This is a genomic window from Nocardioides thalensis, assembly GCF_013410655.1.
In the GTDB taxonomy this organism is placed as follows: domain Bacteria; phylum Actinomycetota; class Actinomycetes; order Propionibacteriales; family Nocardioidaceae; genus Nocardioides; species Nocardioides thalensis.
The window spans coordinates 1-25,188 of record NZ_JACCFP010000001.1 but is presented as its reverse complement, the minus strand read 5'-3'; the positions used below and the strand labels follow the sequence as shown (position 1 = coordinate 25,188).

Sequence of the window (25,188 nt, the reverse complement as noted above, 5' to 3'; positions counted from 1 at the left end):
CGTGAACAGAGCCGCCATCACCTCCTCCCGCGCCTGGACCTGGCTGCGGCTGACCGCCGCCGCAGCCATCCTCGTCGTGCTCGCGGTGCGGGTCGGCGCGGAGCCGTTCCTCGACGGCGTCCGGCGCCTCGACGCCACCGTGGTCCTGGTCGGGCTCGTCGTCACGGCCGGCACCACCGCGTGCTGCGCGTGGCGCTGGAGCCTGCTGTCGGAGCGGCTCGGGGTCGCGGTCCCGCTCGGTACGGCGTACCGCCGCTACTACCGGTCGCAGCTGGTCAACGCGACGCTGCCGGCAGGTGTCCTCGGCGACCTGCACCGCGGCGTCGACCACGGGCGCCGGACCGGCGCGATGGGTCGCGGCCTGCGGTCGGTGCTCTGGGACCGCGTGTCCGGCCAGGCCGTGCAGGCGGGCCTCGCCGTGGCGGCGGTGCTCCTGCTACCGGCCCCCGTGCGCGCCGACGTCGGGATCCCCGTGCTCGGCGCGGCCGCGGCCGCCGTCGGCCTGACGGTGGCACTGCCGCGGCGGGCACGGCAGGCCGCCCGGGCCGAGCTCGACACCCTGCGCCCGGTCCTGCCCCGCGTGGCGGTCTCGTCGGCGCTCGCCGCGCTCGGCCACCTCGCGGTGTTCGTCGTCGTCGCCCGGTCGGTCGGCGTCGCGACGCCGCTCGTCGAGCTCGCGGCGCTCGGCCTCGTGGTGCTGCTCGCCTCCGCGCTCCCGCTCTCGATCGCCGGCTGGGGCCCGCGCGAGGGCGCCGCCGCCTGGCTGTTCGCCGAGGCGGGGCTGGGAGCCGCGACGGGGGTGAGCGTCGCCGTCGCGTTCGGCGTCGTCTCCCTGGTCGCGACACTCCCGGGCGTCGTCACCCTCACGCCCGAGCGGACCCGGGAGGTCGTCCATGCCTGATCGTCCCTACACGCTGCTGAGCTGCACGATGTCGCTGGACGGCTACCTCGGCGGGCCGACCGCGCAGCGGCTGCTGCTCTCCAACGACGCCGACTTCGACCGCGTGGACGAGGTCCGCGCCGGGTGCGACGCGATCCTCGTCGGCGCCTCCACCGTCCGCAAGGACAACCCGCGGCTGCTGGTGCGGGCGGCCGGCCGCCGGCGCGCCCGGGTGGCCGCGGGGCTGCCCGAGACCCCCGCGAAGGTGACGATCACGGCCCGCGGCGACCTCGACCCGCAGGCCAACTTCTTCACCGTGGGCACGAGCGACAAGCTGGTCTACTGCAGCCGGGAGAGCACGCCGACGACGAGCCACCGGCTGGGCCGGCTCGCCACCGTCGTCGACGGTGGCCGGGGCCCGGTGCGGATGCGCCGCGTCGGCGAGGACCTCTACGCCCGCGGCATCCGGCGGCTGATGGTGGAGGGCGGGGGCACCGTGCACACGCAGTTCCTCACCGATGCCCTCGCCGACGAGCTCCAGCTGGTCGTCGCGCCGTTCTTCGTCGGCGACTCGCGCGCCCGCCGGTTCGTCGACGACGGCCGATTCCCCTGGTGCCCGGACCACCGGGCACGGCTCGTCGAGACGCGGCCGATCGGCGACGTCGTCCTGCTGCGCTACGCCCTGTCCGACCGGTTCGGCGAGACCGAGGAGGCCTGATGCACGACCAGCCGGCGCCGGCCGCCGTCCGCACCGACCTGACGATCCCGCTGCGGGTCGGGGACCAGCGCCTGTCCGGCCGGGCGTTCACGTTCACCGGCCTGTCCGACGGGCGCGAGCACTTGGCGATCGGGCTCGGGCCGTGGGCCGCGGCGCTGCACGAGGTGCCCCGCGACGGCGCGCCGCCGCTGGTCCGGCTGCACAGCGAGTGCCTCACCGGCGACGTGCTCGGCAGCGAGCGCTGCGACTGCGGGCCCCAGCTGCACGAGGCGATCCTCCGGATCAGCCGCGCCGGGGGCTTCCTGCTCTACCTGCGGCAGGAGGGCCGCGGCATCGGCCTCTACGAGAAGCTCGACGCCTACACCCTCCAGGACGCGGGGCTCGACACCTACGCCGCCAACGAGGCGCTCGGCCACGGCGCCGACGAGCGCGACTACACGGCCGCGGCGCAGATGCTCCGCGCCCTCGGCGTACGGCGGCTGCGGCTCCTGAGCAACAACCCCGACAAGGCGGAGCAGCTGGCGCGGGACGGGATCACGGTGGTCGAGCGGGTCCCGACGCGGGTGCACCTGTCGCCGGCGAACGCGCTCTACCTGGCGGCCAAGGCGACCGTCGGCGCGCACACGCTCGACGGCGTCGGGGGCTGACCCGGGGATCGCCCCGCTGCCGCCGGGGGTGGACCAGGGAACGTCCCGATGCGCCTGTCGACCCGGCGATGGTTGTCTCGATCCATGCGCCAACGAGCCTGGATCTGCGCCGCGACCGTTGCGGCATGCCTGCCCTACCTCCTGCTCAAGATCGCCTGGATCGCCGGGTCGGACATCGGGGTCTCCCAGGAGGGCTTCGACGACACCACGCGGACGGCCAACGTGATCACAGCCGGCCTCGAGGTCGTGGCGATCGCCGTGGCCCTGGCCCTGGTGCTGCCGGTCGGCCGACGCCTCCCTCCTCTCCTGGTGGTGCTGCCCGCGTGGGTCGCGACCGGGCTCTTGGTGCCCGTCGGAGGTGGCGCGCTGATCGGCAGCCTGCTCCAGGGCGCGACCGGGGGTGGCAACGCGCTGGCGGGGAACGACGTCCTCGCCGGCTGGGTCTTCGCTCTGGTCTACCTGGGCTTCGCCGCCCAGGCCGTGCTGCTGCTGTCGGGCTTCGTGCTCTACGCCCGGGACCGCTGGCCGGTCGTGGCCCGCGGCGGATCCGACCGAGCAGCCGGCGGCCCGACGCTCGCGCTGGAGCTCCTGCTGGGCCGAGTCTTCGTCATCGGCGCCGTGGTGTTCGCCGTCCAGCAGGGGCTGTGGGCCACCGTCGGCGGTGGCCCGTTCGACGACCCGACGACCGCCCAGCAGACGTTCCTGGTGGTCAGCGCCACGGCCGCGCTGGCGGGCGCTGCCGCGGCCACCGGGCTCCTGCGCGGCGGACGCCTGACCCGCCTGCGCCTGGCCGGGCTCTGGGTGGGCACCGCGGTGCTGTTCAGCGGCACGTTCCTCGACACCATGAAGCAGGTGGTGATCGCCGACGACGCGTGGGGCGCGCCCCAGACCCACCCTGCCCACGCCTTCCTCAGCCTGCTGGTCCTGCTGTGCGCGCTCGCCGGCGCGATCGGCGGTGCCCTGCGCCTGGCTACGGAGTCCGGCGCGTCGACAGGAGGAGCAGCGCCGTACCGACGAGAGCAGCGACCAGCGACGCCAGCAGGATCCCGATCTTGGCCTGCTCGGTGAGGCCCGGCGCGTCCGGGAACGACAGGCCCGCGATGAACAGCGACACCGTGAAGCCGATGCCGGCGACCGCGCCGACGCCCGCGACCTGGGCCCAGCCGGTGTCGCGCGGCAGCCGGGCCAGGCCCAGCCGGACCGCCAGAAAGCACGCGAGCAGGATGCCGACCGGCTTGCCGAGCACCAGGCCGGCGCCGATGCCGAGGGCGACCGACGAGGTCACCGCGTCCCCGAGTCCGGCCCCGAGGTGGACGCCGGCGTTGGCGAGGGCGAACACCGGAAGCACGACGTACGCCGAGACCGGGTGCAGGTGGTGCTGGAGCCGCTCGACCATCGGCACCGACTCCACGAGCAGGAAGCGCAGGCGGTGCACCTCCTCCTGGTCGAGCGCACGGTCGTGCAGCGCCTCGTCGGCGTACTCCCGGGCGACGTCGGCCCGCAGCAGCGCGGTCGCGGGCGTCAGCAGGCCGAGCGCCACGCCCGCGAGGGTCGCGTGGACGCCGGACTCCAGCAGGGCGTACCAGGTCGCCACGCCGACGACGAGGTACGCCGGCAGCGCCCACACGCGTGCCAACCGCATCGCCACCACCAGTCCGAGCAGGACGAGAGCGATCACCAGCCAGCGCAGGTCGAGGTCGGCGGTGTAGAACACGGCGATCACGAGGATCGCGCCGATGTCGTCGACGATCGCGAGCGTCAGCAGGAACAGCCGCGCCGCCGACGGGATCCGCTGCCCGAGCAGGCCGAGCACTCCGACGGCGAACGCGATGTCGGTGGCCATCGGGATGCCCCAGCCGGCGCCCGCGTCTCCCCCTCCGGCGATCGCGGCGTAGATCGCGGCCGGCACCACCATCCCGCCCACGGCCGCGACGATCGGCAGGGCCGCCGTGCGGGGGTCGCGCAGGTCGCCGTTGACGAGCTCGTACTTGATCTCGAGGCCGACGACGAAGAAGAAGACGACCATGAGGGCGTCGTTGACCCAGTGCTGGAGGCTGCCCTCGACGCCGAACGGGCCCACCTCCAGGGTCACGTGGGCGTGCCAGAAGTCGTCGTAGCTGCCGCCCCACGGCGAGTTGGCCCACACCAGCGCCGCCACCGCGGCGAGCACCAGCAGGATCGACCCGGCGGCCTCGACGCGGAGGAACTCACGCAGAGGGCGGGCGACGTACCGCGCGACCGGACGGTCGCTCCTGCTCCAGATCGGGCCCTGCTGCCACAGGTCGCGGTCGGGCACGCTGGTCTCCTCGGGGGTCGGCTGCACGAGCGCCGACCAGACTTCCCGGCTCACCTGGGGCGGATTCTACGGGCACGGCACTCGGCCCCACGACTCCGGGCACTTCGATAGGGTCGGGAGCATGGCCACGCCACCGCCGACTGTTCCCGCCCGCCACCCCGCGGGTGGCGCGTCTGAAGAGCCAACGATCGGGCGCCTGATCAAGGACGCCCAGACCGACTTCTCCACGCTCATGCGCAAGGAGATCCAGCTCGCCAAGTCGGAGCTGAAGGTCAGCGTGACCGCCGGCGGCATCGGCGCCGGCCTGCTGGCGGCAGCGGCGTTCGTCCTGGTGCTCGCGGTGATCATGCTGTCGGTCGCCATCGCCTACTTCATCCACTGGAACGGCTCCGGCCTCGACCTGCACTGGGCGTTCCTGATCGTCTTCGGGTTCTACCTGCTGGTCGCGGGGCTGATGGTCTTCGTGGCGATACGCAAGTTCAAGAAGGTGAAGGCGCCCGAGAAGGCGATCGAGCAAGGGCGAGAGATCCCGCGGGCGCTCAAGGGACAGGCCTGAACGCAAGGAAGCAGAGAGACAGGGGGAGGCATGGCACGGCAACCGGTAGTGGCCGGACGCGCCGAGCAGCTCCTCGGGTCCTCGGTCATCGCCACGGCGCCGGTCGCCGGCGGTGACATCTGCACAGCGGTCAAGCTCCGGCTGAGCAACGGTCGCACCGCGTTCCTCAAGACCCTCACCGGGGCGCCCGAGGGCTTCTTCGCCGCCGAGGCGACCGGCCTCCGCTGGCTCGCCGAGGTCGAGGACGGCGTCGCCACGCCCGAGGTGCTCGGCGTCGCCGACGACTGCCTGATCCTCGCCTGGATCGAGTCCGGCAAGACCGGTGCCGACGCCGCAGCCTCGTTCGGGCGCGCGCTCGCCCGCACCCACCGGAGCGGCGCCCCCTCCTTCGGGCTGGACACCGAGGGCTTCATCGGCCGGCTCCCGCTGCGCAACCGGCCGATGGACACCTGGGCGGAGTTCTACGCCGAGCGGCGGATCGCGCCGTACCTCAAGGTCGCCCGCGACCACGGCATGGTGGAGGCCGCCGACGCCGCGACCATCGAGCAGGCCGTCGCCAAGATCGGCGAGATCGTCCCCGACGAGCCGCCCGCCCGCCTCCACGGCGACCTCTGGAACGGCAACGTCCTCTTCACCAACGACGACCGCGTCGTCGCCATCGACCCCGCCGCCTACGGCGGCCACCGCGAGGTCGACCTCGCGATGCTCGCGCTCTTCGGCCTCCCGCAGCTCCAGCACGTGATGGCGGCGTACGACGAGGAGCACCCGCTCGCCGACGGCTGGGAGGACCGGCTGGCGATCCACCAGCTGTTCCCGCTGCTCGTGCACGCCTGCCTCTTCGGGGGGCAGTACGGTGCCCGGGCCGCGCGGCTCGCCGCCCGCTACCTGTAGGCCCCGCCTCTCAGCACAACCTCAGCCTGCACGGGCATGATGTTCGAGTGAGCCAGCCGACCGCCGTCAAGCACCGCGTCCTCGTCGTCGACGACGACCGCGCGGTGCGCGAGTCGCTGCGCCGCTCGCTGGAGTTCAACGGCTACGACGTGCAGCTGGCCGCCGACGGCGCGGAGGCGCTCGCCGGGATCGGCTCGCTGAACCCCGACGTGGTCGTGATGGACGTGATGATGCCGCGCCTCGACGGGCTCGAGGCGACCCGCGCGCTGCGCGCGGCCGGCAACGACGTGCCGGTCATCGTGCTCACGGCCCGCGACGCGGTCGGTGACCGGGTCGAGGGCCTCGACGCAGGCGCCGACGACTACCTGACCAAGCCGTTCGCCCTCCAGGAGCTGCTCGCCCGGCTCCGCGCCCTGCTCCGCCGGGCCGCCCCGGTCGACGGCGACGACGAGGAGGAGACGCTCGCGTTCGCCGACCTCACCATGAACGTCACCACCCGCGAGGTCACCCGCAACGGCCGGCCGATCGAGCTCACCCGCACCGAGTTCACGCTGCTGGAGATGTTCCTGCGCCGACCGCGCCGGGTGCTCGACCGGTCGTTCATCCTCGAGGAGGTCTGGGGCTACGACTTCCCGACGACGGCCAACTCGCTGGAGGTCTACGTCGGCTACCTGCGCCGCAAGACCGAGGCCGAGGGCGAGCCGCGGCTGATCCACACCGTGCGCGGCGTCGGCTACGTCCTGAAGGAAGCGTGAGCGGCTTCGTGCCGTTGACGGCGCGGTCGATGACCCTGGGCCAGGGCCCCGACGGGCGGTGGCACTACCGCCGCTCGCTCGCGAGCCGGGTGATCCTGCTGACGACGATGGCCGTGGGCATCACCGCGGCCGTGATCGCCGTCGGTGCCTACTTCACGGCTCGCATGCAGATGCAGGACTCCCTCGACCACTCCTTGCTGCAGCGCGCCAAGGCCGCAGCCGCGACCAACGTGCTGCTGGACCTCAACCTCAACGCCAACCGGGTGCCCTCTTGGGCGGTCGGCGCCGGTGATGTCCGCATCGGGTACGTCCACGTCGACGGCGACGTGGTGTCGATCGACACCGGACCCGAGATCCCGCTGGGGTCGTCCGAGCTCGAGGTGGCCGGCGGGTCCCAGCCCTACAGCATCCGCACAGTGACCGTCGACGGCGAGCGGTTCCGCGTGGCATCCGTGCCCCTGACCGGACCGGAGCCCAGGCCGGACAACGTCGCCCTGGTGATCGCCCAATCTCTCGAGGACCAGGACCGGATCCTCGCCCGGCTGGGCTGGGTCACCCTCGCGTTCGGCATGGCCGGCGTGCTGGTCGCGGCCGCGGCGGGCTGGGCGGTCGCCTCCAACGGGCTGCGTCCGGTGCGGAAGCTGACGACCTCCGTCGAGGAGATCGCCCGCACCGAGGACTTCACCCCGCTCCCGGTCGAGGGCGACGACGAGGTCGCGCGCCTCGCCACGGCGTTCAACCAGATGCTCACGACGCTCGACGCCACCCGCACGCGCCAGCGCCAGCTGGTCGCCGACGCCGGCCACGAGCTGCGCACGCCACTGACCTCGCTGCGCACCAACATCGACCTGCTCACGATGGAGGTCGACGCGCCGGACGCGGCCCTGCCCGCGGACGCCCGACGCGAGGTGCTGGAGGACGTGCGCGCCCAGATCGAGGAGCTGACGACCTTGATCGGCGACCTGACCGAGCTCGCGCGCGAGGCGCCGGCGGTCCCGCTGGTCGAGCCGGTCGACCTTGCTGAGATCGTGGACCACGCCGTACAGCGGGTACGGCGGCGCGCGCCCGGGCTGACCTTCGAGGTGTTCACCCGCCCGTGGCGGCTGACGGGCGAGGCCGCCGCGCTGGAGCGTGCGGTGACCAACATGCTCGACAACGCAGCGAAGTGGAGCCCCGAAGGAGGCAAGGTGACGGTCCGGCTCAGCGACGGAGTGCTGACGGTCGACGACCAGGGCCCCGGCATCGCCGAGGCGCACCGGGAGCTGGTCTTCGACCGCTTCTGGCGCGCACCCGACTCGCGCACCATGCCGGGCTCCGGCCTCGGCCTCTCGATCGTGCGCCAGGTCGTCGAGCGCCACGCCGGCACCGTGCAGGTCACCGAGAGCGCCGGCGGCGGCACCCGCCTGGTGATGCGGCTGCCCGGCGAGGAGCGTGTCTCCGGTGGTTGAGGTGCGAAGAGCGCTAGCGACGAGCAAGGCCGGTGGTTGAGGTGCGAGGAGCGCTAGCGACGAGCAAGGCCGGTGGTTGAGGTGCGAGGAGCGCTAGCGACGAGCCTCGAAACCTCGGGCCTCCTGCTGGCAGCGCTCCTGCTGGCCGGGTGCGGCGACGACGTCGCCCCGAGGCCCGACCTCCCCACCGAGACCCCGGCGCTGTGGAACCCCTGCGACGCGCTCGACGCCGCCTTCATCGAGAGGCAGTTCGGCACCGTCGCCACCGAGGAGGCGGGCGAGCCGACCGCGCCGGTCTGCCGGTTCGTGCCCGAGGAGAGGACCGGCCAGCCGGTCATCGAGGCCAACTACCTCCAGTTCTCCGGCGGTCTCGACCAGGCGTGGGACACGATGGGCCAGCCCGAGGACGCCGACGTCGACGACCCGGTGATCGCCGGCGCCGACGCCGCCCGGGTCGTGGTCGACGTGGTGAAGAAGCAGCTCTACGTCACGGGCTTCGTGCAGAACGGCGACCTGATCCAGAGCGTCAACGTGATCGCGCCGGCGCCGTACGACCAGAAGGGCGTCGTCACCGGCGTCGAGCAGGTGCTCACCCGACTCTCCGCCCACGCCGACCGGGCGGGCGTCGGCGCGTAGTCCGCTGCCGCGGGCTCTTCAGCGGGCATTCAGGAGCAACCCGCGAGAATGGGCGGACCCGACCGCCCGGAGGAACCCATGCGCGTACTCGTCGTCGAGGACGAGCGACGACTCGCGCGCTCCCTCCGGATCGGGCTCGAGGCCGAGGGGTTCGCCGTGGACCTGGCCGCCGACGGCACCGACGGCCTCTGGCTCGCACGCGAGAACGACTACGACGCCATCGTGCTCGACCTGATGCTGCCCGGCATCAACGGCTACAAGGTGTGCGAGACGCTCCGCGCCGAGAAGGACTGGACGCCGATCCTGATGCTCACGGCCAAGGACGGCGAGTGGGACCAGGTGGAGGGTCTCGATACCGGTGCCGACGACTACCTGACCAAACCGTTCTCCTTCCCGGTGCTCGTCGCTCGCCTGCGGACCGTCGCCCGCCGTGGCGCCCGCGAGCGCCCGACGCAGCTCGAGGCCGGCGACATCCGGGTCGACCCGGCCGCCCGCCGGGTGTGGCGCGGGGACGTGGAGGTCTCGCTCACCGCACGGGAGTTCTCCCTGCTCGCGTTCCTCGCCCGGCACCCCGGCGACGTCGTCTCCAAGCGCCAGATCCTCGACGCCGTGTGGGACGTCGACTTCGACGGCGACCCCAACATCGTGGAGGTCTACGTGCGCCACCTCCGCAACAAGATCGACCGCCCGTTCGGGCGCGAGGCGATCCAGACGCTCCGCGGCGCCGGCTACCGACTGGCGAGCGACGGTGGCTGAGCTGCGGTGGAGCCGCGCCTCGGTGCGGTTCCGTACGACGGCCGGCGCGGTGCTGATCGTCGCGGTCGTGCTCGTGGTCGGGGCGATCGTGCTCGTCGCGCTGGTGCGCGCGTCGCTCCGCGACGGACTGGAGGCCGGCGCCGAGCAACGGGTGTCGTCGCTGGCCGACGAGATCGAGAGCGGCGGGCTGCCGGACCCGCCTGGGCGCGACGACTCCGACGACGCGGACGACGAGCCCGAGGAGGTCGTGTGGCAGGTGCTGGCCGCCGACGGGTCCGTCGTCCGGTCGTCCCAGCCGTTGGCCCGCTCTCTCCCGTCCGACGGCGGCGAGGTCTCCCTGCCCGGCGGCGAGCATCCCTACCTCGTGGTCACCGAGGACGCCGAGTGGGGCGAGGAGGAGTACGTCGTCGTCGCGGCCGTCGCGCTGGAGGACGTCGAGGAGTCGACCGCCGCCCTGCTGCCGCCGCTGCTGGTCGGCCTGCCTCTCGTGCTCCTGCTGGTGGGTGGCACGACCTGGCTCGTCGCCGCCCGGGCGCTGGCGCCCGTGGAGCGGATCCGGCAGGAGGCCGACCAGATCACCGGCGACCGGCTCGACCGGCGGGTCCCGGAGCCCGCCTCCCGCGACGAGGTGCACCGCCTGGCCCGCACGGTGAACCGGATGCTCGGCCGGCTCGAGGAGTCGCGGGACCGGCAGCGCCAGTTCGTGGCGGACGCCTCCCACGAGCTGCGCTCGCCGCTGGCCAGCATCCGACAGACGGCAGAAGTGGCCTCCGCCCATCCGGACGCACTCCCACCCGGCGAGCTCGCCGAGGCCGTGCTCGAGGAGTCGGACCGGATGCAGCGGCTCATCGAGCAGCTGCTGCTGCTCAGCCGCGCCGACGAGGGTGCCGCACTGCGCGGTCGCGACGACGTCGACCTCGACGACCTCGCGCTCACGGAGGGTGCGCGGGTACGCCGTACCGGCCTCGCCGTGGACACCTCCGGCGTCAGCGCGGGCCGGGTGCGCGGAGACCGGCTCGCGCTCGGGCAGGTGGTGCGCAACCTGGTGGACAACGCGGCCCGGCACGCGCGGACCACGGTCTCCCTCTCCGTCCGCACGGCCCCCGGCGGCGGTGCCGACGCCGTGGAGCTGGTGGTCGAGGACGACGGGCCGGGCATCCCCGCCGCGGACCGAGAACGGGTCTTCGAGCGGTTCGTCCGCCTCGACGAGGCGCGGGCGCGGGACGCCGGCGGGAGCGGCCTCGGGCTCGCGATCGTGCGCGAGATCGTGGCCGCGCATGGCGGGACGGTCACGGTCGATGACGGCGCTCTCGGGGGCGCGCGGCTCGTCGTACGGCTGCCCGCCTGAAACGTCGTTCAGGAGCGTTCAGGAAGGGTTCAGCGACCCTCCCGCAGGCTGGTACCGCACAGTCCGGAACCACGTCGAAGAGAAGAAGGCGACCCATGAACACCACGAAGCTCCGCAGCAAGCGCGTCCTCCTCCCCGCCATCGCCACGATCGCCGTGCTCGGCGTCGGCGCGACCGTCTGGACCGCGACCGCGGACGACAACCTCGAGGGCGACGCGCGCGACCGGGTCGCCGCGGCGGCGGTGGAGGCCGCTGGCGGCGGCGAGGCGGTCGACGTCGAGACCAGCGACGACCAGGGCGCGGCCTACGAGGTCGAGGTCCGTCGCGAGGACGGCACCGAGCTCGACGTCTCCCTGGACGAGAACCTCGACGTCGTGCGCCAGGACGAGGAGGGCGACGACGACGGCGACGAGTCCGGGGACGCCGACGACGGCACCGAGGACACCGAGGACACCGACGACACTGACGCCGACGACCGGGTGCTCGGCGACGCCGAGCGGGCCGACGCGGAGCAGGCCGCGCTCGCCGCGGTCGGCGGGGGCACCGTGCTCCAGGTCGAGGCCTCCGACGACGCGGGCGAGGCCTACGAGGCCGAGGTCCGCGACCGCGACGGCAAGGAGTGGGACGTCGCGCTCGACGCCGACTTCACGGTGCTGAGCAAGACCGCCGACAGCTGAGCACCGGCCGGAGGCCGCGCGTCAGGGGTTGATCGCCCGCAGGAGACGCGCGGCCTTCCAGCGCGTCTCGGCGTACTCCTCGTCGACGTCGGAGCGCACGGTGATCCCGCCGCCGGTGCCGAGCGTGTAGCTGCCGTCGCCCGCGGTCAGCAGGGTGCGGATGACCACGCCGAGATCGGCGCGGCCGTCGCCCGAGACCCAGCCGAACGCGCCCGCGTAGGCGCCGCGCGGGGTCTCCTCGACCTCGTCGATGATCTCCATCGTGCGCAGCTTGGGCGCACCGGTCATCGAGCCGGCCGGGAACAGCGCGCGCAGCGCCCCGACGGTCGAGACGTCGTCGCGCAGCCGCCCGCGCACCGTCGAGACCAGCTGGTGCACCGAGGCGTAGGACTCCACGTCCATCAGCACGGGCACGTCGACCGACCCCACCTCGCACACCATCGACAGGTCGTTGCGGAGCAGGTCGACGATCATCAGGTTCTCGGCCCGGAACTTCGGGTCAGTCGCCAGGTGCTCGCGCGCCCGCTCGTCCTCCTCGGGCGTGCCGCCCCGCGGCGTCGTCCCCTTGATCGGTTTGGTCTCGAGAGTGCGGTCGTCGGTCACCAGCGCGTAGCGCTCGGGCGACGAGCTGAGCAGCCAGGCCTCCGCCCCCGCGACGTCGTGCTGGAGGAAACCCGCGTACGGAGCGGGATTCACCGCCCTCAGGCGGAGGTAGGCCTCGGCCGGAGTGAGGCCGCTGGCCGTCGTGATCCGGTGGGTGAGGTTGACCTCGTAGGAGTTCCCCGCATGCAGGTGCCCCTGCACAGCGTCGAACGCCGCGGCATACGTCGAAGGGGTCGAATCCGCCCTCATGGCGTGCCGAGTTGTGCCTCGTGGTTCGCGCTCCGAACCATCGTGTCCATCTCGGCGAGCCATGGGGGCGGATTCGGCGTGGTCGAAGAAGCGGATGTGGGAGGGGCGCATCCAGACGGCGTCGGGAAGGAGTACGTCGGGACGGGCGGGGAGATCGGGGCGGGAGGCGTAGCCGAAGTAGCCGAACCACTGGTCGCTCGGGCTTCCCGCGGCCAACTCCTGCTCGAGGACCACGAACGGGTCGTCGCCGACCACCTCGGTGCGATCGCCGGAGTGACGGGTGACCTCGCGGCGGGCGGCGTCGTAGGTCAGCGAGACGTCGTCGCCGTCCAGCCAGCCGATGATCGAGCGGCGCCGGCTCCAGTCACGGGCGCCGCCGCCGTCGAGCCAGACGCACCGGCGGTGCTCCGCCGCGACATCGGTGAACGCGGCCACCGCATCTCCCGTGGTGGCCACCTACCGCTCCCCGGCGAGGAAGTTCGCGACCATCCGGGCGCCGTGCTCGCTCAGCACCGACTCGGGGTGGAACTGCACGCCTTCCTGGGGCAGGTCGCGGTGGCGCACGCCCATCACCACGTTGTCGGCCGTCGCCGTGACCACGAGCTCGTCGGGCAGCTCCAGCGCTGCGAGCGAGTGGTAGCGCACGGCCCGCAACCCGGCGGGCAGACCGCGGAACACACCGGCGCCGTCGTGCTCGATGGCCGCCACGTCACCATGGGCGGGGCCGACGCGGTCCACGCGGCCGCCGTACGTCGTGACCATGCCCTGCATGCCGAGGCAGACACCGAGCACCGGGCGGCGACCGTCGCGCAGCACCTCGCGGCCGACCGAGAAGTCACGCTCGTCGGCGGGGTGGCCGGGGCCGGGCGACAGCACGACGTACTCGTGGCGCAGCACGTCGTCGGGCTCGACCTCGTCGTGCTGGACGACGGTGGGCAGCACCCCGGTCACGCCCGCGACGAGGTGCACCAGGTTCCAGGTGTAGGAGTCGTGGTGGTCGACCACCACGACGTCAGGCGGGTGGCCCATCCGGAAGCAGGATCGCGCAGACGAGGTCGTGCACGATGTCGAAGCCGTGCTCGGTGAGCACCGACTCGGCGTGGAACTGCACACCGCGGTAGTGCGGCCCGGCGAGGGCGTTGACGTCGCCGGACTGCGGGTCGGCCTCGACGCTGACGCCGGCCGGGAGATCGGCGTCGTCCGCCCGGCCCACGAACGTGTTGTAGAAACCCACCCGCTCGCGACGGCCGTTGACGGTGACCTCCGACTGGGTGCCCTGGAAGACGATGTCCTTGTAGGAGAGCGGGATGCCGAGCCGCTGGCACAGGGTCTGGTGGCCCAGGCAGACGGCGAGGAACGGCCGCTCGGCGGCCAGCAGCTCGTCGACCGCCGTGCGCACGGTCGCGACCTTCGCGTCGTCGCCGTCGCGCGGGTCGCCGGGGCCGGGGCCGACGATGACGAGGTCGTGGCCGTCGAGGGAGCCGGGGGCGTAGTCCTCGTGGCGTACGACGCTGGTGGTCATGCCCATCCGCGCGAGCAGGTGACGCAGCATGTTCACGAAGTCGTCGGCGTTGTCGAGGATGACGACGCTCTTGCCGGCCAGTCGCGGGTCGGGCGGCGTGCCGGCCTGGTCGTCGAGCCAGAACCCGGAGAGACGACGGTTGCGGGAGTTGAGCGCGATCAGCACGTCCTCGTCGGCGACCAGCTCGGCGAGGTCGACGCCGTGCTCGGGCGCTGGGGGCACCAGCCCGAAAGCCGACAGGATGCCGCCGGCCTTGGCATGGGTCTCGGCGACCTCGTAGGCCGGGTCGGAGTCGCGCACCAGGGTGGCGCCGGCCGTCACCTTGAGCCGTCCCTCGAGGTCGACGTCGGCGGTGCGGATGACGATCGGGCTGTCGACGACCGGCTCGCCGTCCGCGTCGCGGCCGAAGATCGCGAGCGCGGCGCCGTAGTAGCCGCGGCCCTCGGGCTCGTACTCCTTGATGAGCCGGCACGCGTTCTCGACGGGCGACCCGGTGACCGTGGCGGCGTACATCGTGTCGCGCAGGACCTCGCGGACGTCGCGGTTGGTGCGGCCGGCGAGGAGGTACTCGGTGTGGATGAGGTGGGTCATCGGCTTGAGGAACGGCCCGAGCACCTGGCCGCCCTCGTTGCAGATGTCGCACATCATCTTCAGCTCCTCGTCGACGACCATGAAGAGCTCGTAGATCTCCTTCTGGTCGCGCAGGAACTCCATCAGCCGAGGCTGCACACCGCGGTCGTCGCCCTCGGGCGGGCGCACGCGGAACGTCCCGGAGATCGGGTTCATCCGTACGTCGCCGCCGTGCACGGAGACGTGCCGCTCCGGGCTGGCGCCGACGAGGTAGCGGTCGCCGGTGAAGAACAGGAACGTCCAGTAGGCGCCGCGCTCGCGCTCCAGCAGCCGGCGGAAGACGGTCAGCGCCTTCTCGGCGCTCCAGTCGGCGACGACCGCGCGGTAGTGGCGGCCGACGACGAGGTTGGCGCCCTCGCCCTGGCCGATCTCGTCCTTGATGATCTTCTCGACGATCTTGGCGTAGTCGTCGTCACCGACGTCGAAGCCGCCGCGGTCGGCGAAGTCGATGCCGGTGTCGTCGATCGCGTCGATGACGTCGGCGACGGAGTACTCCAGCTCGGTCTCCACGTCGACCACCACCAACGGGGTGCCGTCGTCGTGCGCCTGGAACCCGCGCTCGGCGACCTGCCGGAAGGGCACCGCCACGAGCCGGTCGCACTGCCGTCCCTCGGCCGGCGGTCCCTGCTCGAGCGGGATGTCGGTGATCGAGTCGGCCACCCACCGCCGGCCGCCGAGGACGCCGACCGTGTCGCGGTCCTTGGCCCGGGTGGAGCGCCGGATGATCGCCCACGCCTCGTGCCCCTGGATCGCGGCGATGGCGTCCCGGGCAGAGGTGGTGGGTGCAGTCATGCCGGAAGCCTAGGCTGCCCCGGTGGTTGCGCGCCGCCGGGATTCGCTGCGCGGACCACGAGGTGAGGAGTCGGTGAACGTACGTCGCAGCACCTTCCGGTCGGCGTACGTCGTCGGTTGGCTGTTCCCCATGACTCTGACTCGGCTGTTGTCCGTCGCCAGCCTGCTCGTTCTCGCTCTCCTCCCGGGGTTCTCAGCCGCGCACGCCGAGGACGGCCGGCCGGCGGGCGCGCCGACCGTCGGAGCCCCCTACTCCCTGCTCCAGATGAACCTGTGCCTGAGCGGCGCCGCCCGGTGCTTCCCCGGGACGCAGTACCCCAAGGTGGTCGACGAGGCGGTCGAGCGGATCCTCGCCAACGACGTCAACGCGGTGACCCTCAACGAGGCGTGCAGCGGTGACGTCGAGGAGATCGCCGAGCGCACCGGCTACCACTTCCGGTTCACCACGATCATCTACGGCGGCGCGCCGTTCGTGTGCCGCAACCCCGGTGCGCGCGGCGTGTTCGTCAACGCTGTGCTGACCAAGGAGGCGATCCGCAGCAGCGAGGAGGGTGCCTACTCGCGGTTCAGCGGTGTGGAGCAGCGGCGCTGGCTGTGCGTGACGACCGCACGCCGGATCGACGTGTGCACCAGCCACCTCTCGACCGACGGCGAGGACCCGGCGTCGACGAACTCCACGCAGTGCCGCGAGCTCTCCGCGCTCCTCGCCGCGCGCGAGCGGCCGGCGATCTTCGCCGGCGACGTGAACCGTCGCTCGTCGTGCGCCCCGGAGGGCTTCTGGACGCTCACCGACGCGGCGGCGACGCAGGCGCCCGGCATCCAGCACGCGTACGGCGACCTCCTCGCCCCGACGCTCGAGATCGAGCCGGCGACCTACACCGACCACGACGTGATGGTGGTCCGCGCGCTCGTGCCGCGGCCCTGAGCGCGCTCGCTCAGGCGCCGAGCGCGACGAACGCCGCAGCGGTGGCGGCGGCGACTGGGTCGTCGGCCATCGCCCGACGGGTGACGTGCAGCGCGGTCGCCGGATCCGCGCCGGCCGCGAGCTCGTCGTGCAGCCGCACCATCAGCCGAGCGGTCGCGTCGTCGTTGACGTCGGCGACGCTGCACACCAGGCCGGACGTGCCCAGCGAGATCAGCGCCGCGGCAAGGCCGAGGACCTCCTCGGCACCGACCGGGGCGAGGACGCCGGACTCGCAGGCGGAGAGCACGACGCGGTACGGCGCCCGCCCGAGGCGCTCGAGGTCGTGCACGACGAGCGGGCCGTCGGCGAGCTCGAGCGCGGAGAAGAGCGGGCTGTCGGCGCGGAACCGGCCGTGCGCGGCGAGGTGCACGAGGTCGGCGCCGTCGATGGCCTTCAGGGTCGCCTCGACCTCGGCGTCCTTGCCGTCGAGGAGCAGCGCATCGGGGTAGCGCTTCGCGAGCTCGGGCACCTCCGCGCCGCCGGACGCGAGCCCCGGACCGGCGACCAGAGCCGTACGGCGGGCCCGCGGTCGCCGTACCGACCTCGCGCGGAGCCACTGCCCCGCCGACGGCACCACGCTGAACGGGCGGTCGGCCAGGACCGGCAGCAGCGCCCACGGGACGCCGTGCAGGCGGGCGGTCGGGGACAGGACGACCGGCCCGTCCGGGATCAGCCGGGCCGCCTCTCCCAGTGCCGTCTCCTGCAGCTGCCGCGCGAGGTCGTCCATGGACGACGGTCGACCGCGCGATGCCCGTCGCATCAGCATCGCGGTCGGGCCGAGGAGGTCGGCCACCTCCGCGGTGGTGCCGGCGATCCGGCGGCGCACCCGCCCGTTGTGCACGACGAGGACATGGATCACCCCGTCGACGTCGACCAGCTCGACCAGGCAGCCGTCGCCGACACCGGCCACGACCTCCTCGGCTGAGGCGGGTCGCTGCGCCTCCTCGCTGCCGGGCGCCAGGGTGTGGTGCTCGGCCCGCACCGCCCGCTCCAGCCGGAGCCGCTCCTTCTCAAGTTGCTCGGTGGGCTCTCCCGCCTGGCGGGCCTCAGCGAGCTGGCGCCCGTTGTCGCGGAGTGCGGCCAACGATTCCGGAATCGTCGCCGCGTTCGATGTAGCGGGCGGCTGCGCGAGCGCTGTCGCCCTGGTGCGCTCGCTCCACCGGAGCAGCGTCCGCGGGTCGTGGGCCGCGTGCCGCAACGCGATCGTCGTCAGCTCGCGACCGTGGGTGGTAGCAAGTGCCCGGAGCTCAGAACTACCCATTAGGCGTCGGTGCTCGTCCAGAGCATCCAGTCCCGCTCCGCACGCGCGCAGCACAGCTGCGCCTGATCCAAACGCTTCACGATCTAACGCCTGCGCGAACCAAGCGCTGGCGCGGGTCAGGCCGTTGGGATGCCAGCGGTAGGTCGCAGCTCTCCCCCACAGCTTCCGCCCAGCCTCGCCGCTAGCGATCCGTCCGGCGAGGGTGAGGGCGACAGGCGCTTCCGCAGAGCGTTCTCGATCAAGCGCCCTTGCGACGGCAGCCGCTTCCACCGCTAATTCACCCCCGTCGCCCAACGCAAACCGAGCGGTGACCATCGCGAGTCGCGCGCGCCTCGAATGCCACCACTGCTTGTGACGGCGAAAGAGAACATCGGCGCGACGGGCCGCGGCGAGTGCAACTTCCGGCTCCGCATTGGCCAATCGCGCCCGAGCGATTGCGAGGTCGTACTCAGCCCGATCAAGCGATCCAACGTGACCCGTGAAGCCATCCAGGAGGCGGACGGCCTCGGCGGCCATACCCGCTGCGAGATATGCGTCGGAGATACTCCAAAGTTCGTCGAGGCGTGGTGGGATTGCGGCGCCTTCCTGAAACCGAAGCGCTTCTTCGTAGCGCTTCAGTCCCGTAGCGATGTCACCTCGGGCGACCGCGATCAAGGCGAGGTTGCCGAGGCCCGCAAGGCGGTCCACCGCAGATCCTCCGGCGGCGAGAATCTCTAACGCCTTGACGATCTCGGCTTCTGCGGCGTCGATGCGACCGAGCCGAAGCTCAACAGCACTGAGCCATGCTCTGGTCTTCGCCTCCCAAGGTCGGTCTCCCGATTCCTGGAGAACCGCTAGAACGGAGCGCAGGGCGGGCGCGGCCTCGCGGTCGCGGCCCAACATGGACAAAACTCCCGCCTGGCGCATCGTGATTCTCGCTGCGAGCTCGCCCGTCGCACCGTCGCGGGCCGCGTCCAACTGGCGCAGGGCCTGGCTGGTGCGACCACCGAGGGCTAGTGCCACGCCAAGTGTCGCCCGCACGTCGCGGGTGCGATCATCCACGCCGGCTCGATAGGCCGCGCGGAGCGCGACTCGCAGCGCCGCAATCGCCTCTTCGACCTGGCCGGTATCACGCAGCACGATCCCGAGGGCTTGACTTGCGTAGGACAGCTCAATGGGCTCCGGGTCGCGGGCGAGCACCTCCTCGGCGCGCCTTCGCGCCTCGACAGGCTGGTCCACGGCCAGGTCGAGCAGCTCCTGCATCGGCGACCCCTGCACATACGAGAACGACTCTTTACGGGCATTCCCGACCGCCACTACGTTAGCGGGGCCGGTGTGCTCGGGACGCCCCGTTTCCCGCACCTGTCAGGAGTGGTGATGTCGCAACCAAGCGGTCCCCCGTTCCCAATATCGACTCTCCGCGCAATGCTGAGTCGGCTCCGGTTGCCGTGGGACTGGATTCGAGGCGGCTCGAATGACGAATCGACATACCGGGAAGAAGAGGTACTCCGCGAGAAGCGCCGAGCCCAGGTAGGTGTGGTCCGGCGCGCGTTAGATGGTCAGGTCGCCGCTGCCGCCGCGGATGGTCCTGGACGCGTCACGGATGACGCGGATCTTGCCTTCCTCTACCGGCCCGGTCACGCGATCGTTCGGAACGAGGCGGCGTTCGAGCGCGTCTTCGGATTCTTCGGACAGCGGCAGGAGATTTACACCGGCAACATCGAGCGTGTGCCGGAGCGCTCGTCCGAGTCAGGGATCCTGGTCACGCTGCCAGCACGCAGGGATGGACTGGACGACGTGCTCGCGACTCTGGACGAGATCGATGACGCGTTCGAGCGAGGGTCCGGCGCGGACGCCGAGGTCGAGCAACACACCCGGGAACACCCTCTTGTGACACCGGACCACCTCCTGTACGTCACCGGCTACATCAGACCAAGCTTGTGCCCCGCAACTGAACCGGAGATGGTCCGCACCAAGACCCCCTGGCCGCCGCAGAACCCAGACGACTCTGTCGGCAAGGACATCCGCGTCTCCGTCGTCGACACCGGCCTCTGGAAGGGCGCCCTGACCCACCCCGCCACCGATGACTGGATGGACGGCGTCGATTGCGCACCCAAGGACGAGGAGCACGTCGACCCCCTCGCCATCCATGAGTACGCCGGCCACGGCACGTTCGTGTCGGGGGTGATCCAGTGCCTGGCGCCGGGGTCGACCGTCGACGTCGAAGGTCTGCTCACGAAGGGCGGCGCGGTCTTCGAGAAGGACATCTGCGAGCAGCTGCACGACGCGCTGGAGAGCAAGGGGCACCCGCAGGTCATCAGCATCTCCGCGGGCACCTACACGCGGAAGAACATGTCGCTGCTGGGCTTCCAGATGCTGGCCGCCGCGCACGGACTGGACGACGGCGAGGAGACCCTGGTCGTCGCGGCTGCCGGCAACGACAACACCGACGAGCCGTTCTACCCGGCGGCGTTCGAGTGGGTGACGGCGGTGGGATCCGTCGACGCCAACGGCAAGCGCTCGAAGTTCTCCAACTACGGCGACTGGGTCGACGTCTACGCACGCGGCAGCAACCTCGTCAACGCGTTCCCCGAGGGGACCTACAAGTGCGTCGAGCCGCCGAACGTCGGACAGATCCGCACGTTCCGCGGTCTTGCCCGGTGGAGCGGTACGTCGTTCTCGACGCCCATCGTCAGCGGGCTGATCGCGGCGCGGATGAGCGCGGCCGGCGAGAACGTCATCCAGGCGCGCGACGCCGTGCTCGGCGCGGGCACGGCCGGCGGCACCGATCCCGATGGAAACCCGATCCGGATCGTCGGGCCGCTGACCTGAGGGTCTCGATACGCCCGAGCGCCAGGGCGCTCGGGCTACTCGACCAACCTGTGACCACCCTGGGGTTCAGAGCGTGACCCAGGGGGTGATCAGCTTCGCCCCGGCCACCTCGACCGCGAACCGCACCGGGCCGGGCGCCACGGCCTCCAGCCGGAAGAACCCGCGCTCGTCGCAGTGCACGGTCTGGTCCACACCCGACGGCCGGTGCAGCGTCACCTTGGCGGGGTTGCCTCCGAAGGGAGCGGCCGCCGCGCCCTCGGGGATGACCTGCCCGAGCACATAGCCCAGGTCGACCTCGAGCTCGAGCGTCATCCCGTCAGTGCCGAAGGCGAGCGTGCGCATGGTGCCCGTGCCGGCGCCGGCGCTGCGCACCGCGGCGCCCGCATCCAGGGCGGAGTCGTGCAGCAGCTCGGCCAGCTCCTGGTCGACCGTGCGCCACGTGAACGCGGCCTTCGCCGCCTCCCGGCGCCGCTCGCTCACCTCCGACCCCTCGGCGACCGCGGCCGCCAGCTCGGCGGCCAGCTCGTCGTCGGTGATGTCGTCCCAGTCGTTCATCGTGTCCCCCCTCCCATCGGTTCCGGGCTCACCCGGCGCAGCGCCGGCGTACGCCGCAGCTGCTCGAAGGCGCGCGCCCTCGTCGGTCCGATGCTGCCGATCGGGATGCCCAGGCGGGCACTGATCTCGGCGTACTCCAGCGGCGGGTCCTCGAGCAGCAGGAGCAGCAGCGCGCGGCGTGCGTCCGGCAGCTCGGCCAGCCCCTCGCGCAGCGCCTGGCGCCGCTCGGCGGCGACCAGCTCGGCCTCGGGCACGACGTCGTCCTGACCATCGAGGGTCGGGTCCTCCTGCGGGTCGACCGGTCGCGTCCGGGCGCGAGCAGCGAGCACCCGGAGGCACTCGTTGCGCGTTGTCGTCTTGATCCACCCGGGCAGGGCCTCGGGCTCGCGGAGGTCGGCCAGGTGCTCGACCAGCCGCAGCCACACCGTCTGACTGGCGTCGTCGCCGTCCGGCCCGGAGAGCCTGTAGCGGCGAATGATCGCCTCGACCAAGGGGAGGAAGCGGTCGACGATCGTGTCCCACGCACGCTGATCTCCTTCCCGCGCCGAACGGACGACGACAGCCAGCGGGTCCGTCACATCCATCCGGCCTCCTCCGCCCCCCACAGGCAGGGGTTGACGGGTTTGTTGGATGCATGGTCCCGCATAGACAGAGGCACAGGCCAGCACCGTGATACGTCGAATTCTCGGCGTATCACCAGATCCCCCGGTCCATCTTCCTCGGTGTGCGGCGGTGAGCTCCCACCGCCCCTTCACAAGGAGAACCGACATGACCTGGACTGAGACCCACGAGCGAACCCGCATCCTGCGCGAGGTCGAGGCGGTGGCGACCGACGACATGAGCGGCGCGGTGCCGTGGCGCGCCGAGTGGGCGCCGTACTTCGCCGGCCCGGCCGGCCTCGTCGCCGCCCTCCAGTCGCGCTGGAACCGAATGGTCGAGGCGCAGCTCGACGAGCGCAGTGGCCCCGACGAGGTGGCGGAGACCTACGCCCGCCTGCGCGAGTCCCACGCGGGCACGCTGCGCATCCTGAACGACCCGACCCCGCCGGTCGACCGGCTGCTCCGCATCACCGGCGAGACCCGCATCCCCGCGCACCCTCGCCGTCGCGGCCTGCGGTTCCACGGCGGCCCGGTGCTGCCGTCGGTGCGCTGAGCCTCGAAACCCTCAGCCGACGGTCGTCAGCAGCTGCGTCGCACGGGTGAGTACGACGTACAGCGTCGCGCGTCCGGTCGCGGACTCGTCCTCGATCTCCTGCGGCCGGACCACGACGATGCCGTCGAACTCCAGGCCCTTGGTGTCGAGACCGGTGAGCACGACGACCCGGTCGTCGCCCGAGGGCGCGACGCTGGCGTCGGCCGCCGCACGAGCGGCGCCCGGCGCGTCGTCGGCGAGCTCGGGCCACGACGCCAGCCAGCTGTTGACCTCGGACCTGCGGGCGACCGGCACCACGATGCCCACGGTGCCGCTCACCTGGCCGGCGATCTCCAGCACCGCCTCGCGGGTCGCGGCCTCGAGCTCGCTCGCGTTGGCGACCGCGACCTGCTTCGGCTCGGCGCCGGTGCGGCGCACGGCGTCGGGCAGGTCGGCGTCGAGCCCGACCCGCTCGGCGTACGCCGCCGCGTAGGCGTAGATCTCCGCGCTGTTGCGGTAGTTGGTCGACAGGTGGAACTCGTGGATCGCCTTGCCGGCGAGCGCCTCGGCCCGCGCGGCGGCGGACTCCGCGGGCACCGGCCACGACGACTGGGCCGGGTCGCCGACGATCGTCCACGACGCGGTGCGGCCGCGACGGCCGACCATCCGCCACTGCATCGGCGTGAGGTCCTGCGCCTCGTCGACGAGAACGTGCGCGTAGCCGTCGTCCTCGATGCTGTGAGTGGGCGGCGCCCAAGCGCGTCCGGACGGTGCGTACTCGCGGTCCGCGGCCGTCATCAGCTCCTGGATGTCGACCGCGCCCTCAATGAGGGCCATCGGGTCGTCGCGCTCGTCGTCGGCGCGCTGCGGTACGTCGCCGAGGGCGTAGCGCAGCTCGTCGAGGAGCGCCACGTCCTCGATCGACAGGTCACCGCCGCTGGCCCACGACTTCACGAGCAGCCGCTGCTCCTCCGGGGTGAGGACACCGTCGGACACCCGCGACAGCAACTCGGGGTCGCGCAGCCAGCCGAGCACGGTGGGCGCGTCGAGCGGCGGCCACCAGGCAAGCGCGAAGTCGAGGAAGTCCTGGCGCCCGAGCATCTCGTCGTCGAAGGCCTCGCGACCCTGCTCGCGACCGCGCTCGCCGCGGACCTGCCGCCACATCGCGTCGAGGAGCGCCGCGGAGACGCGCGGCAGCTGCTTGTTGCGGCGGCCCTGCGACATCAGGTTGCGGCGGATCTGGCCGAGCCGGCCGCGGTCGAGCACGATCCGCTCGTCGCGCCAGAACACCCGGAACTCCGACGGCGAGCCAGGCGCCTGCTGGCGGGCCACCCGCCGCATCACCTCGGCCATGCGGGCCGCGCCCTTGACGTCGGCCACGGCGGGCTCGTCGTGCCGCGTCGCGCGGACGCCGTCGACGACCTCGCCCAGCGAGCGCAGCGCGACCGCGGTCTCGCCCAGCGAGGGCAGCACCCGCTCGATGTAGCGCATGAAGACGCCGGACGGGCCGACCACCAGCACGCCGCCGGTCTCGTAGCGACGCCGGTCGGAGTAGAGGAGGTACGCCGCCCGGTGCAGCGCGACCACGGTCTTGCCGGTGCCGGGACCGCCCGAGATCGTCACGACGCCCTTGCTGGGAGCGCGGATCGCCTTGTCCTGCTCGGCCTGGATGGTGGCGACGATGGAGTGCATCGAGCGGTCGCGCGCCCGCGACAGCTGGGCCATCAGCGCGCCCTCGCCGACGATCGGCAGCTCGCGGCCGGCGGCCTCGGCGGTGGCGTGGGCGTCGGCGTCGAGCAGCTCGTCCTCCACACCGACGACCTTGCGGCCCTCGCTGCGCAGCACCCGGCGCCGGATCACGCTCTGCGGCTCGGCGGCGGTGGCCTGGTAGAAGACCGCGGCGGCCGGGGCGCGCCAGTCGATCAGGAGCGAGTCGTGGTTGTCGTCGCGCAGGCCGATGCGGCCGACGTACCGCGGCTCCTTGTCGACCTCGGCGTCGAGGTCGAGCCGGCCGAACACCAGGCCCTCGTGGGCGGCGTCGAGCTGCGCGATCCGCTTGGCCGCCTGGAAGACCATGGCGTCGCGCTCGACGAGGCCACCCTCGTGCCCGAGGCGCCCGCGGGAGTGACCCTCCCGGGCGAGCTGCTGCGCCGCCTTCCCCGCCTTCTCCAGCTGTTGGTAGACCCGGTCCACGAAGCCCTGTTCACCTGCGACCTCGCGCTCGACCTGCTGATCTGCCACCGACCCACCACCCCCGGCGTCCCCTGCTCACGGCTGTGCTGTTTTGACCCGTTGTCAATGCCGCTCCGGGTGGAAGCGGCAAGGAGTCAACATTACATGTCTCGCCGCGGTCTCACGCGGTTCCTGCGCACTGGCGAACCGCCCGCGGGCGGATCACACTCGGTGTGTGCACACCGTCGGGCTGAGGCTCGTCTCCGCCGCCGTCGCCGTACTCCTGGCGCCCGGCCTCGTGCTGGCCGCGCCGGCGCCGGCCCGTGCCGACAGCCAGGTCTCCCACGACTCCGCGAAGGACGCGCTGAAGTTCTTCTTCGGCGACGGGACCACCAAGCGGGTGCGGCGCGACAAGACGCACGACATCGTGCGCTCGCGGGCGGCGTACGGCGGCGGGAAGCTGGTGCTCTCGCTGGACGTGCGCGCGCTGGCGCGCAACCGGTGGATCGCCAGCTGGTACCTCAAGACGTCCAACGGCCGCTGGTGGGTGCACCACGACAAGCGGAAGGGACCGGCCTACACGTCGCTCTTCGTGTACGGCGGGCCGGAGGTGCTCGACTGCGACGGCCTGCGCGGGCGCGCCGACCGTCGCAGGGACCGGGTCACCGTCGTCGTGCCGCGAGGGTGCATCGACGCGCCGCAGTGGGTGCGGTTCGGCTCCTCGATGGGACTCGACACCAACGACTGGGCGATCCTCGACGACGGCCGGATGAAGGCCGGGTTCCTCGCGACGACCTGCCGGCTCGGCGGCAAGATCCGCTACGGATGAGGCTCAGCCCTTCTTGCGGCTGAGGAACGCCATCATCGCCTCGCGCGCCTCGTCGGAGCCG

Annotated in this window: 25 protein-coding genes; 17 read left to right on the top strand and 8 right to left on the bottom strand. The window is 72.3% G+C overall.

What is annotated here, in order from left to right:
- Window position 1: 1 nt before the first annotated feature.
- From HNR19_RS00125 to HNR19_RS00110, 4 genes are all read left to right on the top strand, one after another.
- Complete coding sequence (locus HNR19_RS00125) at window positions 2–901, top strand: lysylphosphatidylglycerol synthase domain-containing protein (protein ID WP_179665990.1); 900 nt, start codon at window positions 2–4, stop codon at window positions 899–901.
- Window positions 894–1,598: a RibD family protein gene (locus HNR19_RS00120; RefSeq protein WP_179665989.1), complete on the top strand. Its 705-nt coding sequence runs from the start codon at window positions 894–896 to the stop codon at window positions 1,596–1,598. Before HNR19_RS00125 ends, HNR19_RS00120 begins: the two co-directional genes overlap by 8 nt.
- A complete protein-coding gene (locus HNR19_RS00115) occupies window positions 1,598–2,245 on the top strand; it encodes a GTP cyclohydrolase II (protein WP_179665988.1) in 648 nt (215 codons plus the stop codon). The genes HNR19_RS00120 and HNR19_RS00115 overlap by 1 nt, the downstream gene beginning before the upstream one ends.
- 84 nt (window positions 2,246–2,329) lie before the next feature.
- The gene (locus tag HNR19_RS00110) at window positions 2,330–3,313 is read left to right on the top strand and encodes a hypothetical protein (protein WP_179665987.1); all 984 of its coding nucleotides are present in this window, start codon (window positions 2,330–2,332) and stop codon (window positions 3,311–3,313) included.
- Here the strand turns inward: HNR19_RS00110 and nhaA are convergent.
- Window positions 3,216–4,595: a Na+/H+ antiporter NhaA gene (gene nhaA / locus HNR19_RS00105; protein ID WP_218910097.1), complete on the bottom strand. Its 1,380-nt coding sequence runs from the start codon at window positions 4,593–4,595 to the stop codon at window positions 3,216–3,218. The two genes, HNR19_RS00110 and nhaA, sit on opposite strands and share 98 nt — an antisense overlap.
- Before the next feature lie 67 nt (window positions 4,596–4,662).
- Between nhaA and HNR19_RS00100 the strand changes: the two genes are divergently transcribed.
- From HNR19_RS00100 to HNR19_RS00065, 8 genes are all read left to right on the top strand, one after another.
- Complete coding sequence (locus HNR19_RS00100; RefSeq protein ID WP_179665986.1) at window positions 4,663–5,097, top strand: phage holin family protein; 435 nt, start codon at window positions 4,663–4,665, stop codon at window positions 5,095–5,097.
- 30 nt (window positions 5,098–5,127) lie between these two features.
- A complete protein-coding gene (locus HNR19_RS00095) occupies window positions 5,128–5,988 on the top strand; it encodes a fructosamine kinase family protein (protein WP_179665985.1) in 861 nt (286 codons plus the stop codon).
- A 47-nt stretch (window positions 5,989–6,035) separates the two neighbouring features.
- The gene (locus HNR19_RS00090; RefSeq protein WP_179665984.1) at window positions 6,036–6,743 is read left to right on the top strand and encodes a response regulator; all 708 of its coding nucleotides are present in this window, start codon (window positions 6,036–6,038) and stop codon (window positions 6,741–6,743) included.
- Window positions 6,740–8,191: a sensor histidine kinase gene (locus HNR19_RS00085; protein WP_343046972.1), complete on the top strand. Its 1,452-nt coding sequence runs from the start codon at window positions 6,740–6,742 to the stop codon at window positions 8,189–8,191. The genes HNR19_RS00090 and HNR19_RS00085 overlap by 4 nt, the downstream gene beginning before the upstream one ends.
- 72 nt (window positions 8,192–8,263) lie before the next feature.
- Complete coding sequence (locus HNR19_RS00080; protein WP_179665983.1) at window positions 8,264–8,827, top strand: hypothetical protein; 564 nt, start codon at window positions 8,264–8,266, stop codon at window positions 8,825–8,827.
- 78 nt (window positions 8,828–8,905) lie between these two features.
- Window positions 8,906–9,583: a response regulator transcription factor gene (locus HNR19_RS00075; protein WP_179665982.1), complete on the top strand. Its 678-nt coding sequence runs from the start codon at window positions 8,906–8,908 to the stop codon at window positions 9,581–9,583.
- Complete coding sequence (locus tag HNR19_RS00070) at window positions 9,576–10,931, top strand: ATP-binding protein (protein ID WP_218910096.1); 1,356 nt, start codon at window positions 9,576–9,578, stop codon at window positions 10,929–10,931. The genes HNR19_RS00075 and HNR19_RS00070 overlap by 8 nt, the downstream gene beginning before the upstream one ends.
- A gap of 95 nt (window positions 10,932–11,026) precedes the next feature.
- Window positions 11,027–11,608, top strand: a complete 582-nt coding sequence (locus tag HNR19_RS00065) for a PepSY domain-containing protein (RefSeq protein ID WP_179665981.1) — start codon at window positions 11,027–11,029, stop codon at window positions 11,606–11,608.
- A 21-nt stretch (window positions 11,609–11,629) separates the two neighbouring features.
- Here HNR19_RS00065 and pabB read toward each other — a convergent pair whose 3' ends face one another.
- The 3 genes from pabB to HNR19_RS00050 are packed head-to-tail and all read right to left on the bottom strand — an operon-like array spanning window position 11,630 to window position 15,404.
- Window positions 11,630–12,916, bottom strand: coding sequence for an aminodeoxychorismate synthase component I (pabB, locus tag HNR19_RS00060; RefSeq protein ID WP_179665980.1), 1,287 nt, complete (start codon window positions 12,914–12,916; stop codon window positions 11,630–11,632).
- A complete protein-coding gene (locus tag HNR19_RS00055; RefSeq protein WP_179665979.1) occupies window positions 12,917–13,489 on the bottom strand; it encodes an anthranilate synthase component II in 573 nt (190 codons plus the stop codon).
- Window positions 13,473–15,404 (bottom strand): anthranilate synthase family protein, encoded by a 1,932-nt coding sequence (locus tag HNR19_RS00050; RefSeq protein WP_179665978.1) that lies wholly within the window; start codon window positions 15,402–15,404, stop codon window positions 13,473–13,475. The genes HNR19_RS00055 and HNR19_RS00050 overlap by 17 nt, the downstream gene beginning before the upstream one ends.
- A gap of 130 nt (window positions 15,405–15,534) precedes the next feature.
- Between HNR19_RS00050 and HNR19_RS00045 the strand changes: the two genes are divergently transcribed.
- On the top strand, window positions 15,535–16,329 hold the full coding sequence (locus HNR19_RS00045; protein ID WP_179665977.1) for a hypothetical protein: 795 nt from the start codon (window positions 15,535–15,537) through the stop codon (window positions 16,327–16,329).
- Between the two features lie 10 nt (window positions 16,330–16,339).
- On the opposite strand, the gene HNR19_RS00040 is transcribed toward HNR19_RS00045, so the two are convergent.
- Window positions 16,340–17,629: a CHAT domain-containing protein gene (locus HNR19_RS00040; protein ID WP_179665976.1), complete on the bottom strand. Its 1,290-nt coding sequence runs from the start codon at window positions 17,627–17,629 to the stop codon at window positions 16,340–16,342.
- A gap of 351 nt (window positions 17,630–17,980) precedes the next feature.
- Between HNR19_RS00040 and HNR19_RS00035 the strand changes: the two genes are divergently transcribed.
- Together HNR19_RS00035 and HNR19_RS00030 are read left to right on the top strand one after the other, a co-directional pair.
- Window positions 17,981–18,346 (top strand): hypothetical protein, encoded by a 366-nt coding sequence (locus tag HNR19_RS00035; protein ID WP_179665975.1) that lies wholly within the window; start codon window positions 17,981–17,983, stop codon window positions 18,344–18,346.
- 687 nt (window positions 18,347–19,033) lie between these two features.
- Window positions 19,034–20,440, top strand: coding sequence for a S8 family peptidase (locus tag HNR19_RS00030; protein ID WP_179665974.1), 1,407 nt, complete (start codon window positions 19,034–19,036; stop codon window positions 20,438–20,440).
- A gap of 66 nt (window positions 20,441–20,506) precedes the next feature.
- On the opposite strand, the gene HNR19_RS00025 is transcribed toward HNR19_RS00030, so the two are convergent.
- Window positions 20,507–20,995, bottom strand: a complete 489-nt coding sequence (locus tag HNR19_RS00025) for a hypothetical protein (RefSeq protein WP_179665973.1) — start codon at window positions 20,993–20,995, stop codon at window positions 20,507–20,509.
- Window positions 20,992–21,579, bottom strand: a complete 588-nt coding sequence (locus HNR19_RS00020) for an RNA polymerase sigma factor (RefSeq protein ID WP_179665972.1) — start codon at window positions 21,577–21,579, stop codon at window positions 20,992–20,994. Before HNR19_RS00020 ends, HNR19_RS00025 begins: the two co-directional genes overlap by 4 nt.
- 184 nt (window positions 21,580–21,763) lie before the next feature.
- On the opposite strand from HNR19_RS00020, the gene HNR19_RS00015 reads away from it, so the two are divergent.
- Window positions 21,764–22,147: a hypothetical protein gene (locus HNR19_RS00015; protein WP_179665971.1), complete on the top strand. Its 384-nt coding sequence runs from the start codon at window positions 21,764–21,766 to the stop codon at window positions 22,145–22,147.
- A gap of 12 nt (window positions 22,148–22,159) precedes the next feature.
- On the opposite strand, the gene HNR19_RS00010 is transcribed toward HNR19_RS00015, so the two are convergent.
- Window positions 22,160–24,367: a UvrD-helicase domain-containing protein gene (locus tag HNR19_RS00010; protein ID WP_179665970.1), complete on the bottom strand. Its 2,208-nt coding sequence runs from the start codon at window positions 24,365–24,367 to the stop codon at window positions 22,160–22,162.
- A 166-nt stretch (window positions 24,368–24,533) separates the two neighbouring features.
- On the opposite strand from HNR19_RS00010, the gene HNR19_RS00005 reads away from it, so the two are divergent.
- Complete coding sequence (locus HNR19_RS00005; RefSeq protein ID WP_179665969.1) at window positions 24,534–25,127, top strand: hypothetical protein; 594 nt, start codon at window positions 24,534–24,536, stop codon at window positions 25,125–25,127.
- The last annotated feature ends 61 nt before the right edge of the window (window positions 25,128–25,188 follow it).

Bases quoted from the DNA above. Each gene is read 5' to 3' on its own strand.
- HNR19_RS00110 (WP_179665987.1), top strand. From the start codon at position 2,330: ATGCGCCAACGAGCCTGGATCTGCGCCGCGACCGTTGCGGCATGCCTG.
- HNR19_RS00030 (WP_179665974.1), top strand. From the start codon at position 19,034: ATGCTGAGTCGGCTCCGGTTGCCGTGGGACTGGATTCGAGGCGGCTCG.
- HNR19_RS00025 (WP_179665973.1), bottom strand. From the start codon at position 20,995: ATGAACGACTGGGACGACATCACCGACGACGAGCTGGCCGCCGAGCTG.
- HNR19_RS00015 (WP_179665971.1), top strand. From the start codon at position 21,764: ATGACCTGGACTGAGACCCACGAGCGAACCCGCATCCTGCGCGAGGTC.
- HNR19_RS00075 (WP_179665982.1), top strand. From the start codon at position 8,906: ATGCGCGTACTCGTCGTCGAGGACGAGCGACGACTCGCGCGCTCCCTC.
- HNR19_RS00050 (WP_179665978.1), bottom strand. From the start codon at position 15,404: ATGACTGCACCCACCACCTCTGCCCGGGACGCCATCGCCGCGATCCAG.
- HNR19_RS00040 (WP_179665976.1), bottom strand. From the start codon at position 17,629: ATGGGTAGTTCTGAGCTCCGGGCACTTGCTACCACCCACGGTCGCGAG.
- HNR19_RS00020 (WP_179665972.1), bottom strand. From the start codon at position 21,579: ATGGATGTGACGGACCCGCTGGCTGTCGTCGTCCGTTCGGCGCGGGAA.
- HNR19_RS00100 (WP_179665986.1), top strand. From the start codon at position 4,663: ATGGCCACGCCACCGCCGACTGTTCCCGCCCGCCACCCCGCGGGTGGC.
- HNR19_RS00120 (WP_179665989.1), top strand. From the start codon at position 894: ATGCCTGATCGTCCCTACACGCTGCTGAGCTGCACGATGTCGCTGGAC.
- HNR19_RS00055 (WP_179665979.1), bottom strand. From the start codon at position 13,489: ATGGGCCACCCGCCTGACGTCGTGGTGGTCGACCACCACGACTCCTAC.
- HNR19_RS00095 (WP_179665985.1), top strand. From the start codon at position 5,128: ATGGCACGGCAACCGGTAGTGGCCGGACGCGCCGAGCAGCTCCTCGGG.
- HNR19_RS00065 (WP_179665981.1), top strand. From the start codon at position 11,027: ATGAACACCACGAAGCTCCGCAGCAAGCGCGTCCTCCTCCCCGCCATC.
- HNR19_RS00045 (WP_179665977.1), top strand. From the start codon at position 15,535: ATGACTCTGACTCGGCTGTTGTCCGTCGCCAGCCTGCTCGTTCTCGCT.
- HNR19_RS00115 (WP_179665988.1), top strand. From the start codon at position 1,598: ATGCACGACCAGCCGGCGCCGGCCGCCGTCCGCACCGACCTGACGATC.